This window comes from Streptomyces sp. NPDC002640, assembly GCF_053592575.1.
Window position 1 is genome coordinate 158,151 of record NZ_JBSFVZ010000006.1, and the last position, 13,483, is coordinate 171,633.

The 13,483-nt window shown below is 71.3% G+C and carries 11 protein-coding genes; 6 read left to right on the forward strand and 5 right to left on the reverse strand.

Features of this window, described 5'->3' with window-relative positions:
* Nucleotides 1-148: 148 nt before the first annotated feature.
* From ACWD3O_RS10670 to ACWD3O_RS10685, 4 genes are all read left to right on the forward strand, one after another.
* A complete protein-coding gene (locus tag ACWD3O_RS10670) occupies nucleotides 149-652 on the forward strand; it encodes a hypothetical protein (protein WP_451415620.1) in 504 nt (167 codons plus the stop codon).
* 60 nt (nucleotides 653-712) lie between these two features.
* On the forward strand, nucleotides 713-2,122 hold the full coding sequence (locus tag ACWD3O_RS10675; RefSeq protein ID WP_451415621.1) for a flotillin family protein: 1,410 nt from the start codon (nucleotides 713-715) through the stop codon (nucleotides 2,120-2,122).
* 171 nt (nucleotides 2,123-2,293) lie between these two features.
* The gene (locus ACWD3O_RS10680) at nucleotides 2,294-2,509 is read left to right on the forward strand and encodes a hypothetical protein (RefSeq protein ID WP_451415622.1); all 216 of its coding nucleotides are present in this window, start codon (nucleotides 2,294-2,296) and stop codon (nucleotides 2,507-2,509) included.
* Nucleotides 2,510-3,189: 680 nt separating this feature from the next.
* On the forward strand, nucleotides 3,190-3,531 hold the full coding sequence (locus tag ACWD3O_RS10685) for a beta/gamma crystallin domain-containing protein (RefSeq protein WP_451415623.1): 342 nt from the start codon (nucleotides 3,190-3,192) through the stop codon (nucleotides 3,529-3,531).
* A gap of 299 nt (nucleotides 3,532-3,830) precedes the next feature.
* Here the strand turns inward: ACWD3O_RS10685 and ACWD3O_RS10690 are convergent, their stop codons facing one another.
* On the reverse strand, nucleotides 3,831-4,988 hold the full coding sequence (locus tag ACWD3O_RS10690) for a serine hydrolase domain-containing protein (protein WP_451415624.1): 1,158 nt from the start codon (nucleotides 4,986-4,988) through the stop codon (nucleotides 3,831-3,833).
* A gap of 421 nt (nucleotides 4,989-5,409) precedes the next feature.
* Between ACWD3O_RS10690 and ACWD3O_RS10695 the strand changes: the two genes are divergently transcribed.
* The gene (locus ACWD3O_RS10695; protein ID WP_451415625.1) at nucleotides 5,410-8,583 is read left to right on the forward strand and encodes a BTAD domain-containing putative transcriptional regulator; all 3,174 of its coding nucleotides are present in this window, start codon (nucleotides 5,410-5,412) and stop codon (nucleotides 8,581-8,583) included.
* A 185-nt stretch (nucleotides 8,584-8,768) separates the two neighbouring features.
* Here the strand turns inward: ACWD3O_RS10695 and ACWD3O_RS10700 are convergent, their stop codons facing one another.
* Both ACWD3O_RS10700 and ACWD3O_RS10705 read right to left on the reverse strand, forming a co-directional pair.
* Complete coding sequence (locus ACWD3O_RS10700) at nucleotides 8,769-9,602, reverse strand: alpha/beta fold hydrolase (RefSeq protein ID WP_451415626.1); 834 nt, start codon at nucleotides 9,600-9,602, stop codon at nucleotides 8,769-8,771.
* A gap of 18 nt (nucleotides 9,603-9,620) precedes the next feature.
* Nucleotides 9,621-10,166, reverse strand: coding sequence for a hypothetical protein (locus tag ACWD3O_RS10705; protein ID WP_451415627.1), 546 nt, complete (start codon nucleotides 10,164-10,166; stop codon nucleotides 9,621-9,623).
* Nucleotides 10,167-10,402: 236 nt separating this feature from the next.
* On the opposite strand from ACWD3O_RS10705, the gene ACWD3O_RS10710 reads away from it, so the two are divergent.
* Nucleotides 10,403-10,984 carry a sigma-70 family RNA polymerase sigma factor gene (locus ACWD3O_RS10710; RefSeq protein ID WP_451415628.1) on the forward strand — a complete coding sequence of 194 codons (582 nt, stop codon included), beginning with the start codon at nucleotides 10,403-10,405 and terminating at the stop codon, nucleotides 10,982-10,984.
* A gap of 171 nt (nucleotides 10,985-11,155) precedes the next feature.
* Here the strand turns inward: ACWD3O_RS10710 and ACWD3O_RS10715 are convergent, their stop codons facing one another.
* Nucleotides 11,156-11,638, reverse strand: coding sequence for a Dps family protein (locus tag ACWD3O_RS10715; protein ID WP_451415629.1), 483 nt, complete (start codon nucleotides 11,636-11,638; stop codon nucleotides 11,156-11,158).
* Between the two features lie 275 nt (nucleotides 11,639-11,913).
* Nucleotides 11,914-13,245 carry a class I SAM-dependent RNA methyltransferase gene (locus ACWD3O_RS10720; RefSeq protein ID WP_451415630.1) on the reverse strand — a complete coding sequence of 444 codons (1,332 nt, stop codon included), beginning with the start codon at nucleotides 13,243-13,245 and terminating at the stop codon, nucleotides 11,914-11,916.
* Nucleotides 13,246-13,483: the final 238 nt, after the last annotated feature.

Consider the following 13,483-nt stretch of genomic DNA (forward strand, 5'->3'; position numbering starts at 1 on the left):
CACCGTCGCAAAGCGTCCCAAGGATCGCGCACGAGGACGGCATGGAAGCAGCGCGAAGACTGCCGGGGTCCGGCAGTGAACTGGCGTGCGGTCCGGTGTGACGATGCCTCGGACGGTGGAAGCACCCGGAATCCGGAGGGGCGGGGACATGGTCTGGTTTCTTGGTCTCGGCATCATCGGTGTGGTGCTGCTGGCTCTGTCCCTCGTCTTCGGCGGAGTGCTGGAGGGAGTCCTGGACGGCATGGGCGGAGGGCTGGACGGGGTTCTGTCGTTGCCGGTGATCGCCGGTTTCCTGTCGGCGCTCGGTTTCACGGGGGCGATCGTCACGGGGACCACCGGCGCGGGAACAGGGGTCGCCACCGGGGCGGGCGCGGTCGCGGGAGGCGCCGTGGGATGGGTGGCCTGGCGGTTCGGCCGGGTGCTCATGCGCGACGGTGCGCCCGCACCTCGGGGTGAGGACCTGACCGGGACGCCGGGATCGGTGATCACGGCGATTCCGGCCGACGGCTTCGGCGAGGTGCTGCTGCACCTCGCCGGGCAGCCGGTGAAGTACGCCGCGAAGTCCGCCTCGCCGGTCGCCCGTGGCACCGAGGTGTGGGTCGAGTCCCTGCTCTCGGCGACGTCGGTCACGGTCCGTCCGGTGGAACGCTGACGCTCCCGCTGCCTCATGCTCCTCCAACCTTTCTCAGTTCCGATCGAAGGGGGTCTCGTGATGAGCCCTGTTCTCACCGCTGCGGTGGGCATCGTCGTCCTGTTGGTGCTGCTCGGCCTCGTCGTCGTCACGCGCTACAAGGTCGCGGGTCCCAGCGAGGCGTTCGTCATCACCGGCCGGCGCGGCAAGAGGACCACCGACCCGGAGACCGGCCGCGTCTTCACGGACACCAGTGGCCAGAAGGTCGTGGTCGGCGGCGGCGTCTTCGTGGTGCCGTTCGTCCAGCAGAAGTTCAGCCTCGACCTGTCCAGCCGGCACATTCCCGTCGCGGTCCGGGGCGCCGTCACCCTGCGCGGGGTGAAGGCCAACCTGGAGGGTGTCGCCATCGTGAAGGTGGGTGGCACCGAGGACTCCATCCGGGCCGCGGCACAGCGTTTCCTGATGCAGCAGGACGGCATCGTCGGCTTCACCCAGGAGGTGCTGTCCGGCGCCCTGCGTTCCATCGTGGGCCGCATGTCGGTCGAGGACATCATCCGTGACCGGGCGGCGTTCGCCGGTCAGGTCGCGGAGGAGGCCGAGGCGAGCCTGTCGGGGCAGGGTCTGGTGCTCGACGCCTTCCAGATACAGGACATCACCACGGAGGGCTCCTACCTGGAGGACCTGGGCCGGCCGGAGGCAGCCCGCGCCAAGCAGGAGGCCGACATCGCCGAGGCCGTCGCCCGTCGGGCGGCCGAGCAGGCCCGGCTGAAGGCGGAGGAGGAGATCGCCGTCGCGCAGCGGACCCTCTACCTGAAGCAGGCCGAGATCAAGGCCCAGACGGACGAGGCCGCCGCCCAGGCCAACGCCGCCGGCCCACTGGCCGAGGCGGCCAGGCAGCAGGAGGTCCTTTCGCAGCAGGAGAAGGTCGCCGCCCGCCAGGCCGCCCTCACCGACCGGCAACTGGACACCCAGGTCCGCAAGCCCGCCGACGCCGCCCGCTACCAGGCCGAGCAGGAGGCCGAGGCCCGCCGTATCGCGCTGGTGAAGGAGGCGGAGGCAGCCGCCGAGCGGGCCCGGCTCACCGGTGAGGGCGAGAAGGCCCAGCGGGCCGCACTCGCCGACGCCGTCCGTCTCGAGGGCGAGGCCGAGGCCGCCTCCATCGGCGCCAGGGGAGCGGCGGAGGCCGAAGCCATGCGGCAGAAGGCCGACGCCTTCGCCCAGTACGGCGACGCCGCCGTCCTCCAGATGCTCGTCGAGGTCCTTCCGCAGGTCGTCGCCAAGGCCGCCGAACCGCTCGCCGCCGTCGACAAGCTGACCGTCGTCTCCACCGACGGCGCGAGCCGGCTGACCCGTACCGTCACCGACAACGTCACCCAGGGCATGGAACTCCTCTCCTCCGCCACCGGAGTCGACCTCGCCGCGCTCCTCCAGGACATCACCCGGAAGAAGACGGACCCGACACCGGGCACGGCGGTCGAGATCTCCGGCTGAGACACCGGTCCACGGGGCGACCGGGCAGGCCGGTCATGAAAGGCCTGCCCGGCACGGCATGCAGCGCCGCGCGCGCCACCGGCTGGACGGAGGTGGTCGCGGCCGGCCTGGTCGCCCTTCTCACAGGCAACGCCCCGTTGACCGGACGAGCGGCGAAGGAAGGCGAAGACGATGGCTTCGGCGAACCGCAGTCCGGCAGGCCGGGAGCGCGTGCGGGTGCGGCGCGCGGCACGGCTGGACGCATGGGACGTTCCGCATCAGCGCCGGCACGTGGCCACCGATGCCAGCCTCACGCATGTGCTGATGGCCGGCAGGCACGGGAAGGGGCGCCGCCTGGCCGAAGCGCTGGACCAGGTGGTCTCAGGGCCGGCGATCGTCGTCGGGTGATCGCTGAGCGCTGCGATCGCCCTGGCCGCGCAGTCCCTGAGCACGTCGTCCCCTGGATGACGCCGGTCGGCGAGAACTGCCGCAGCACGCCGGCCCCCTGCCCGCACACGTACGGCAACATGCCCGTGCTGCGCCGTGCGCGGTGGCTGTGGGCGCCCACGACATCTTCCTGCCCTCGGCACGACTCGTCCCTGCCGCCCGGCTCCTGTCGGGTACCGACGCATTCGTCCTCGCCAAAGCCGGCCACCTGCTGCTGGACCAACGCCCCTGACTCCGTAGCCGCGCTCGCCACCCGTCTGCGCACTGTCTGAGGACGTTCTTCCTCCGCTCCTGGCTCGCCTCCCGTGAAGGGGCATCCAGCCGTTACTTCGCAGAGTTCTTGGAGCCGGCCCAGGTACCGATCACTCCTCCCAGCGCCGGACCGGCCCACAACGCGATGCCAGCAGCGCTCTGCCGCAGGTCTTCCTGCCCTTCTTCCGGGACGTGGAGGGCCGCCCTCGGCCGAGAGGCCGACAGCCACCGAGGGACAGCGCCGCCGCGTCCGGGGAAAGGCGCTCAAGTGGTGAACCGGAGCACGCATTCCCACGTTGCGATCACTGGACGCCCGTGCGTCCCTGCGATGCCGCCGTGCGCTGTGCCCCGCGGCGGCACCACACCACCATGGAAGGAACAACTCACCAGTGAAGCGCCTCATCACACGCCTCGCGATAGTCGCGGCGGCCAGTGCCATGGCCGTAGTGCTGCCTGCTTCGTCGGCGTCCGCCATCAACCGCACCGACTGCAATCAATTGGGTCTCCTGTCACTGCACAACGCAGGCGGCTCCCTCTGTTTCGCCAACGCGGGCGTGCAGAGCGTGGCGATCTACGGTGTGGACCAGATCTGGACCGGAAACAACAAGGTCACCCTGGACTACGTGCCGAGGCTGGGCGCGCCGGCGACCAGCACGACCGTCGACAAGTGGCACTTCGGCAGCAGCCCCGGCGAACCCATCCACAAGATCACGAAGATCAGGATCTGGTAGTCCTCGCCGCCATGAACCAGGTGCCGGCGGGTCGTCGCCACTGACGGCGCAGGCACGCGCTTCCGCGACCAACCGTGAGCCATTTCCGGGCCGACGGTGCTGACCGTGCGCTGAACACGCCTGCGCGGCGACGAGACTCCTGGTAGACGGGTTCCCGATCAATTCCCCGTGTCTGCCAGGAGTTTCGCGCGCTTGCCCACCCCTCCCCACGCCCTCGGCCCCGCCCGGGCGGTGCGGTGCGGCATCGGGATCACGACTCCTTACCGTCACCGCTCCACGGACATCGCGCCCAACAGGCCTCAGCCGGTGGAGTCCAGGACTTCGTAGACATGCCTGATGTAGTCGTGGGTGCGCTCCGAGCCGAGGAGTCCGTCACCCAGCCGGTTCATCGTGTACGAGAACGTGACGCGCCGATCGAGGTCCATCATGACGATCGAGCCGCCCCGGCCGACCCAGAAGCAGACCCTTCCCGTGGGCATGTGCGGCACCGTCCTCGCATCGGCGAGCGCGAAGCCGATGCCCCAGCGCACGGGAACTCCCAGGAACAGGTCGACTCCGTCCGCCTGTACGTCGAGGACCTTCTCCACCGTCTCCTCGGAGAGGAGGCGGTGGCCGTTCACCTGGCCGCGTCGTGAGATCACCGAGAGCGCCCGGGCCATGCCGCGGGCGTTGCCGTGCCCGTTGACGGCGCCGAGCTCGGCGCGGCGCCACTGCGGGGTGTCGACGTGCTCGTCCCTGGCGGGACTTCCGAGCAAGGTCCTGATGAAGATCCCCTCGGGATCGAGGCCGGCGGGTATTCCGGAGAGCGGCGACGGGGCCACCAGCTCGGCGATGCGCGGCCAGTCGGCCTGCCGCGCACCGATCTGGACGTCGGCCTGCGACGGCCCGGCGATCTCCGTGTCGACGAACTCGGTCAGGGTACGACCGCTGACCCGCCGGACGAGTTCTCCGACGAGCTGGCCCTGCGTCTGCACGTGATAGCCGGAGGCACTGCCCGGCTCCCACCAGGGCGCCTGCGCGGCCAGCCGGGCGCTCGCGGTCGGCCAGTCGTACAGATCGTCCAGGGTGAAGGGCTGTTGCCAGCCGGAGAGTCCCGAGGTGTGTGCCAGGACGTGCCGCACCTCGATGTCCTGCTTGCCCTGGGCGGCGAATTCGGGCCAGTAGTGCGCGACCGGGCGGTGGAGGTCCAGTGCCCCCCGGTCGACGAGGACCAGGGCCGCCAGACTGCTCAGGGTCTTGGTGGTCGACCACAGGTTGACCAGCGTGTCCTGGCGCCACGGGACGGTACGCGCTGCATCGGCGTGCCCACCCCACAGATCCACTTCCATGACACCGTCGACGTCCACGGCGATCGACGCCCCCAGTTCCTCTCCGGACTCCAGATGCGCTGCCAGCGCCGCCCGGACCGGTGCGAACCGGGCGGTGTTCTTTCCCTCGACACTGACGACACCGACCATGTGCTTCTCCATTTCTGACGACGACCGTTCGATCGGTCAACGGAACGAACGTCACGCTGGTTCACGCGTCGCCGCAGGTGAGGAGCGCCTGTCCGGTGGACGCCCGGCCGGCAGGAGGTCACTTCCGGGCATCATCCGCGGAGGACGGGCCGAGGAGGATGCCGTCCGGCCCGTCGCCGCCGGCACGTTCCTCAGGCCGAGTGGCGTCCTGATAATGTCCTGCCCGGTATGCGGGAAGCGGACGACGGGGTCCTCGTCGCTCCGATCGCCTCGCCTCCATCGCGGCGGACAGGTCACCGCGACGAGAGTCGCCCGGGCCCAGTTTTCGTCACAGCGGCTGTGGGTCACCCACACTTCCCAAGGTCCTGGTCATGTGTGCTTCCGATGGTGAAGCCGTCGAGCGGAATGCTGGGTGGGTACGGTGACGGCTGGGCAGGATCTCGACTTCGGGCTGCTGGGACCGCTGACGGTACGGCGGGCGGGCACGGACCTCGATCCGGGCCGGCGCAGGCAGCGCCTGCTGCTGGTCCGCCTCCTGCTCGCCGACGGCCGGGCGGTCGCCCCGCAGACGCTGTGCGAGGAGCTGTGGCCGCAGCAGCCGGGACGGACGCCGGGCGGGGCGGTGGCCTCCCTGCACGCCCACGTCAGCAAGGTACGCGCGATCCTGGAACCCCGGCACCTGCGCCGGAAGGGCATCTGCGAGGTACTGGTCACCGAGCCCTTGGGCTACGCCCTGCGGGTGCCGCCCGAGAGCCGTGACACCGTGCGTTTCGAGCGGGCCCTAGCCCGGGCACGCCGGTTCATGGACCAGGGCCGGCCCGAACACGTCGTGGAGGAGACCCGTACAGCCCTGGAGATGTGGCGCGGCGCCCCGTTCGCCGACGCCGCGCACCACCTGTTCGTCGTCAACGAGGCGGCGCGCCTGGAAGAACTGCGGCAGACCACCCGCGAGATCCGTACCACAGCCCTGCTCCTGCGAGGACGGATCGGCGAGGCCCTAGACTCGGCGCAGGAGATGACCGCGGAGCATCCCCTGCGGGAAACCGGCTGGGCCCTGCTGCTGCGCGCCCTGTACCAGGCCGGTCGGCACCCCGAGGCGCTGCAGCGCTATGCCGACCTGCGCCGGCACCTCGCCGACGAACTCGGCCTCGAACCCGGCCCGTCCCTCCGTGCGCTGCACCACGGCATCCTCCACCACGACCTGCCACCCCTCCATCCAACTGCTGAGATGGCCGGGTTCGGCGCGGGATCCGTCTCCGGCGGAGGCACCGGTCACCGGCGCGCTCCGCTCGGGCCGAGCGCCTCCGGGACGCCGGAGGAGGCCGGGACGGCCGCCTCCCTCTGCCTGGCGGACGCCGAACCGGCCGACACCGCCGATCGGTCCGATGCGATGCACGACCAGGCCGCGGATCTCGACGCAGGCGCGTCGCCGCCCCGGACCTGTCCGGCGCAACTGCCGCGCGGCCTCGCGGTGTTCGCCGGACGGGAGGCCGAAGGTACCTGGTTGTCGGCCGTGAGCGGTACGCCGGGCCGCCCCGGAGCGACCGCTGCCTCGGCCGTCGTCATCAGCGGTGCTCCCGGTGTCGGCAAGACCACCTTCGCCGTCCACCACGCCCATCGCATCGCCTCCGACTTCCCCGACGGACAGCTTTTCGTCAACCTGTGCGGATTCCATCCCCACGCGCCCGCCCTGGATCCCGGCCAGGCCCTGCACGGCTTCCTGACCGCCCTCGGCGTTCCCGCCCAGCACATCCCCGAGGACACCCCGGGCCGCAGCACGCTCTTCCGCAGCCTCCTCGCCGACCGGCGGATCCTCCTCGTCCTGGACAACGCCCGGGACGAGGAGCAGGTGCGCCCCCTGCTCCCCGGCGGAGCGGGCTGCCTCACACTGATCACCAGCCGCAGCCGGCTTCCCGGCCTGATCACCACCGACGGCGCCAGGACCCTCACCCTCCCCCTGCCCTCACAGGTGGAGGCCCGTCAAGCCCTCGAGCGGCGCCTGGGCGCCGCTCGACTGGCCGCCGAGCCCGCGGCCACGGCCGACATCATCCGTCTGTGCGGACGGCTTCCCCTGGCCATGGCGGTGGTCGCCGCCCGTGCCGAACTCGATCCCTCCTTCCCCCTTCACTCCATCGTCGACGACCTGCGACACGCCCACGGCCTGGACGCGTTCACCGGCTCCGACTCCACCACCGACGTACGCGCCGTCTTCTCCTGGTCCTACCGGTCCCTCGACGAGTCCGCGGCCCGGCTTCTCCGTCTCCTGGCCCTGCACCCCGGTCCCCACATCACCGCGCCCGCCGCCGCGAGCCTCGCCGGCCTCCCCCTCCCCCGGACCCGCCGCGCACTCGCCGGCCTGACCGGTGCCTGCCTCGTGGAACAACCGCTGCCCGGCCGCTACGGCCTGCACGACCTCCTGCGGGGCTACGCCACCGAACTCACCCGCACCCACGACACCGTCCAGGAACGCGACCACGCCACCCTCCGGGTTCTGGACCACTACATGTTCACCGCCCACGAGGCCAACCAGCTGCTCAAGCAGGACACACCGCCCGACCTCGACCTCGGTGCACCCGCCCCGGGCGTCACCCCGGAGACGCTCACCACCGTCCAGCAGGCGACCCGATGGCTCGCCGCCGAACACCGGGTGCTGACCGAACTGCTCCACACCGCCGTCGGCCGGAAGCTGGACCACCACACCACCGGGCTCGCCTGGTCCCTCAAGGAGCACCTCAACCGCCAGGAGTTCTGGCCCGAGGCCATCACCGCCCTCACACCCGCCCTCGAGGTGGCCCGACGTCGGAACAACCGCCTCGAAGAGGGCCGTTGCCTACGCCACCTCGGCCACATCCACGGCTACCTCGGCCACCAGGAGCAGGCCCTTCACCACCTGCGAAGCGCCACCACGATCTTCGAGGAGCTCGACGCCACCGGTGAGCAGGCACGAGCCCACTACGTCACGGCGTGCGTGCTGTTCCTGTTCGGCCGGACCCAGGATGCCGTGACGTACTCCGAACGGGGACTGGAGCTGTCCCGGGAGACGGGTGAGGAGTTGTGGCTGGCCGAGTGCCTCGTCGAGCTCGCCTGGTTCCACTCCAACCTGGGGCATCTCGAGAGAAGCCTTCGGTACAGCGAGGAGGGCATCGCCTTGTTCCAGCGCCTCGGCGCGCCGTGGCAGCTGGCCCAGGCCTGGGACATCCTGGGCCACAACCTCCGCATGCTCGGCCGTTACGAGGAATCGGTGGCCACCTACCAGCGGGCGACGCGGGCGTTCGAGGAACTGGGCGACCGCAGGAACGCCATCGGCACGCTGATGCGGCTCGGCGACACCCGGCTTGCCCAGGGCGACCGGGAGGGCGCGCGGGCGGACTGGGTCCAAGCCCTCGCGAGCGCCGACGCGCGGGCCATGTCGTACAGCGCCCAGCAGGTCCGCGACCGGCTCACCGCCCTGGACATGGACACGGATCCCGCTCCACCCGCCCCGGAGAGGGCGGAGGGGAGCCATCGGCTCCCGGCCCCGAGGAATGGCGACCCCGTGCGTCGGACGTCCGAGCGGGACGGCTCGGCGGATGGTCACTCGTCCGCCGTCCGCTGAGTCCGGCTCCGGAGCGAGTGGTACGGCCGTCGTACGACTGCCGCCCAGGAACGTGCTGTTCGGGCCGGCGAAGAAGCGGCCTTCATGATTGCCGTGCTGCCAGGACGGCGCCACCGCCACCGTCGAACGGTGACGGTGGCGTGCGGGTCGCCGTCCCCCGGCCCGTGTTCGGTCGCCCTCCGCCCCTACTTGGCGAGGAAAGCGAGGAGGGCGTCGGTGACCTCCTGGGCGTGGGTCCACAGCAGGCCGTGCGGGGCGCCCTCGACGACGACGTAGTCGGCCTGCGGGAGCGCCTTGTGGAAGAGCTCACCGGTGGCCTCGATCGGCAGGATGCGGTCGGCGGTGCCGTGCAGGATCAGTGCCGGCACGTCGACCTTCCGGATGTCGGCACGGAAGTCGGTGGTCCAGGTGGAGACGCAGGCCAGCGAGGCGTACCAGGAAGCGCCGGCGGCCACGTTCCAGCTGTTACGGACGGCCTCCTCGCTGATCCGGGAGCCGAGGTTCTCGTCCAGGTTGTAGAAGTCCTGGTAGAACGCGCTGAAGTAGGCGTACCGGTCGGCGGTGACGGACTGCTTGATGCCTTCGAAGACACTTCCGTCGACGCCGTCGGGGTTGTCGTCGGTCTTGAGCAGGTACGGCTCCAGCGAGGCGAGGAAGGCGGCCTTGGCGACCCGGGCCGAGCCGTAGGTGCCGAGGTAGCGGCCGACTTCGCCGGTGCCCATGGAGAAACCGACGAGGACCGCGTCGTGGAGGTCGAGGGTCTCCATGACGGTGTTCAGGTCGGCGGCGAAGGTGTCGTAGTCGTAGCCGGTGGTGGGCCGGCTGGAGCGGCCGAATCCGCGCCGGTCGTAGGTGACGACCCGGTGACCGGCCTCCAGCAGGGCCGCGGCCTGCTTCTCCCAGGAGTGGCCGTCGAGCGGGTAGCCGTGGATCAGCACGACCGGCTGTCCGGTGCCGTGGTCCTCGTAGTACAGGTCGATGATGGTGGAGTTCTCGTGGCCGACGGTGATGAACGGCATGGTGGTTGCTGCCTCTCGTCATGGTTGTGGTGCGAGGTGGTGCCCGGGTGGGCCCGCCGGTCCGTGCGGCCTCGGGCTCGCGTGTCCGGCGTCCGTACCTGCATCCCGGAAACGGTGAGGGGTTGAGCGCGGTTCACCGTCCGGGGAAGAAGGACTGCGGACGCGGCGGGAGGGCAGGGCGTCGGTGACCGCGTGGGCGCGGATCCGCAGCGAGCCCGGTGCATCGGTGCCCGACCCGGCTCGCCCGGTGCTCGGCCCGCGGAAGCGCTGGGCCACCACGGGGATGGTCCGGCCCTCGGTGGTGACCAGCGACCAGGAGGGCAGCGTCTTCCAGGCGGCACGGGTGCAGTTCTCCTCCAGCGCGGCGGCGGCGATCGGACGCCGCTCCGTGGCCATGAGCCGTGCCTTGTCCGCCGCCACGTCCGCGGCGAACTGTTCCCGGGCTACGACCTGACCGAGGGTGCTGCCGGGGAACTTGCCCATCAGCCCCAGCGAGCTCTCGCCCGGGCCGTAATGGCCCTGGCTGATGACAGTGCCCCCGTAGGCGTGCCCGACCAGGACCACCGGGCCGTCACTGTGCTCGACGACGCTGCGCGGATGGCAGCGTCGGCGACCGCCTCGTGCCCCAGCACGAGTGGAGTGTCGACGAGCGCGTCGGGCACTTCCCGTCTCAGGTCGGCAAGCCGGGCGACAAGGAGACGACAAGGTTCGGCGAAGGGGGCCCGCCGAGTGTTGAGCCACTCACCCGCGCATGTGGGAGAGCACGCCACGGAACACTTGCACAGAATTGGGCAGCACCCATGAACGGGACCACGGAGACGGGGACGGCCACCCTCGCCCCGACTCGGGCACACGTCCGGCACGTCGCTTCGGACACCGACCGCGACGCGTTCGTACGAGACATCTACGAGCAGTACGGCCCTCTGCTCGTCCGGTACGCCGCGCGGCTGCTGGACGGTGACTGGCACAGGGCGGAGGACATCCTCCAGGAGACCGCGGCCCGCGCCTGGAAACACGCCCGGCTCCTGAGCACTCGCGGCGAACAGATCCGGCCGTGGCTGTTCACCGTGGCCAGGAACCTGGTCATCGACCACCACCGGGCCCGGCAGGTCCGGCCGCTGGATCTGATGGCGGTCGAGGACCTGGGCGCCTTCCGGGACGGCACGGAGTCCACGATCACCTCCCACGCGGTGCTGGAGGCGCTGCGGGAGCTGAAGGAGCAGCACCGCACCGTCATCCGGCTCATGTACTACCTGGAATGCAGCGTGGCGCAGGCGGCCGAGCATCTCGGCATCCCGCCCGGCACCGTCAAGAGCCGTGCCTTCTACGCCGTGCGGGCGCTGCGCAAGTCCTTGGAGAAGCAGGGCGTGTTCGGCGTGTAGTCACGGCACGGGCAGGCCATGCCGTTCCGGTCCTCCACGGACCGCGCCACCGCCGCCTGACGCGCCGTCCGGCACCGCTCCCCCGGGCGGCTCCGCTCGGCCCGGGGCGACCTTCCGAACGGGGCAGGGCCGGGCGTCGGTGGTCACCCCGTCAGCACGGGTCCAGTGTCGTCAGACCCTGTTCTCCGCGTTCTCCGCCTGGAACATCCAGCTCTGCTTCTCCAGTTCGGCCGTCAGTCCGACGAGGAGATCCTGGCTCACGGCGTCCACCGGACCAGTCTCCTCGATCCGGTCCCGCACCCGCCCGATGACAGCGGAGAACGTACGCACCAGGGCGTCGACAGCGTCGCCGTCCTTCGTCCAGCCTGACGGAAAAGCAGGCACGCCGCTGGTGTCCGCGATGGTGACCGCCCGTCCGTCCGGGCTCACGCCCAGCGCAGCCGCGCGTTCGGCCACCCTGTCCGCGTGGTCGCGTGCGATCGAGGCAACCTCGTCGAGCTGGACGTGGACTGATCGAAAACGCGGGCCGTACAGGTTCCAGTGCGCCTGCTTGGCCACCAGGGCCAGGTCGAGCAGGTCGACCAGCGTCGCCTGGAGGGCCGCGCCGGCGACCTCGCTGTCGCCCGCCGGCAGCGGGCTGTTGATCGTCGTCATAGGTCTGTAGTCCTTCGGGATGGCGTTGGCATCCTGGCAAGGAGGCCGACGGGTTGCCGTGTGGATGAACCGGCCGTCGCGCGCATCCACCCGGAGCACCGACGGCCTCGTCGCCATGTACGGCCACGGGCCCCGAGGGGTTCAGCTCCTCCGGCGAACGGTCGTGCATGTCGCACGACGCCCGGTCGTCACCGATGCCGCCGGACGTGCACCGGCCAGGAGTCGGACACGGCGAAACACGTCCGAAGACCGACGCGCAACAGAGGACCCGCGGGTCAGGCGCCCTTCTTCGCCGGCTCCAGGATCGCCACGCACTCCACGTGATGCGTCATCGGGAACAGGTCGAACGCCCGCAGCGTCCGCACCCGGTAGCCGCCGTCGCGGAAGTAGGCGAGGTCGCGGGCGAGGGCGGCCGGGTCGCAGGCCACGTAGGCGATGCGGCGGGCGCCGAGGGAGGCGAGGTGGGCGACGGTCTTGCGGCCGGCGCCGGCGCGGGGCGGGTCGAGGACGATCAGGTCGACCTCGGTGATGCCGGTGCGCGGCAGCACGGACTCGACCTTGCCCTGCTCGATGCGGACCCGGTCGAAGCCGTCCAGGTTGTGGCGGGCGTCCTCCACCGCGCGCTTGCCGGACTCGATGCCCAGCACCGCGCCCTCGTCGCCGAGGCGGTCGGCGAGCGCGCCGGCGAACAGGCCGACGCCGCAGTACAGGTCGAGGGCGGTCTCGCCCTTGCGCGGCAGCAGGCCCTGCATCACGGCGGTGACCAGCGTGTCCGCGGCCTTCGGGTGGACCTGCCAGAAGCCGCCGCTGCCGACGCGGTAGGTGCGGCCGTCGGCCCGCTCGCGGACGAAGGGGCGGCCGTGCACCCGGTGGACGCCGCCGTCCTTCTCGCCGACGCGCATTACCGAGACCGGACGGTCCAGCTCGACGATCGGCAGCCGGGCGCCCTCGCGCGGGGTGAGGATGACCTGGCGGTCCTGGGAGCCGGACGCGGCGATCGCCTCGACGCTCTCCATGCCGGACCAGTCGCGCCGCTCGACGCCGAGTTCGCTGACGCCCTCCGCAGCGATCAGGCACCGGTCGATGACCTGCACCTCGTGCGAGCGGTGCTTGCGCAGGCCCGCCTGCCCGGTGCCGGGGTCGATCGCGTACTGGACGCGGGTCCGCCAGGACGGGACCTCGCCGGCCGGCACCTTGTCGCCCTCGGCGGGCACCACGGTGCCGTCCCAGCCGGCCTCCTCGGGGGTGAGCCCGGCCAGCCGCTGGAGCTGCTCGGCGACGACCTCGCCCTTGAGCCGCCGCTGGGCGCCCGGCTTGGCGTGCTGCCAGTCGCAGCCGCCGCACCTCCCGGGGCCGGCGAACGGGCAGGGCGCCTCGACGCGGTCCTTGGAGGCGTCGAGGATCTCCACGGCGTCGGCGCGCAGGAACCGCGCGCCCTCCTCGCCCTCGGTGACCCGGGCCACGACCCGCTCACCGGGCAACGCGTGCCGGACGAAGAGGACCTGGCCCTCGTCGGTCCTGGCGATGCAGTGCCCACCGTGGGCGACGGGGCCGATCTCGACCTCGTACTCCTCCCCCACCAGCGACTTCTTCTCCTGTGCCTGCATGGCGGGGTGACTCCACAACCTCGGTGACGAATCGGGCGCGGGCACCGGTGGTGCGCGCCCGGACAACAGCCCACCAGTCTACGCGGTCCGCGGGACGCACCGCCCGGGCCGGACCGCCGACCGGGCCGGTCGGCCGAACCGGTCGGCCGGGCCGGTCAGCCGAACCGGTCGGCTGGACCTCCGCCAGACCGGTCAGCCGAACCGGTCGGCTGGACCTCCGCCGGACCGGTCGGCCGAA

Excerpts from the sequence above, each read along its gene's own strand:
- ACWD3O_RS10670 (WP_451415620.1), top strand. The coding sequence starts at position 149 with ATGGTCTGGTTTCTTGGTCTCGGCATCATCGGTGTGGTGCTGCTGGCT.
- ACWD3O_RS10700 (WP_451415626.1), bottom strand. The coding sequence starts at position 9,602 with ATGCCGTTCATCACCGTCGGCCACGAGAACTCCACCATCATCGACCTG.
- ACWD3O_RS10680 (WP_451415622.1), top strand. The coding sequence starts at position 2,294 with ATGGCTTCGGCGAACCGCAGTCCGGCAGGCCGGGAGCGCGTGCGGGTG.
- ACWD3O_RS10715 (WP_451415629.1), bottom strand. The coding sequence starts at position 11,638 with ATGACGACGATCAACAGCCCGCTGCCGGCGGGCGACAGCGAGGTCGCC.
- ACWD3O_RS10720 (WP_451415630.1), bottom strand. The coding sequence starts at position 13,245 with ATGCAGGCACAGGAGAAGAAGTCGCTGGTGGGGGAGGAGTACGAGGTC.
- ACWD3O_RS10690 (WP_451415624.1), bottom strand. The coding sequence starts at position 4,988 with ATGGTCGGTGTCGTCAGTGTCGAGGGAAAGAACACCGCCCGGTTCGCA.
- ACWD3O_RS10675 (WP_451415621.1), top strand. The coding sequence starts at position 713 with ATGAGCCCTGTTCTCACCGCTGCGGTGGGCATCGTCGTCCTGTTGGTG.
- ACWD3O_RS10710 (WP_451415628.1), top strand. The coding sequence starts at position 10,403 with ATGAACGGGACCACGGAGACGGGGACGGCCACCCTCGCCCCGACTCGG.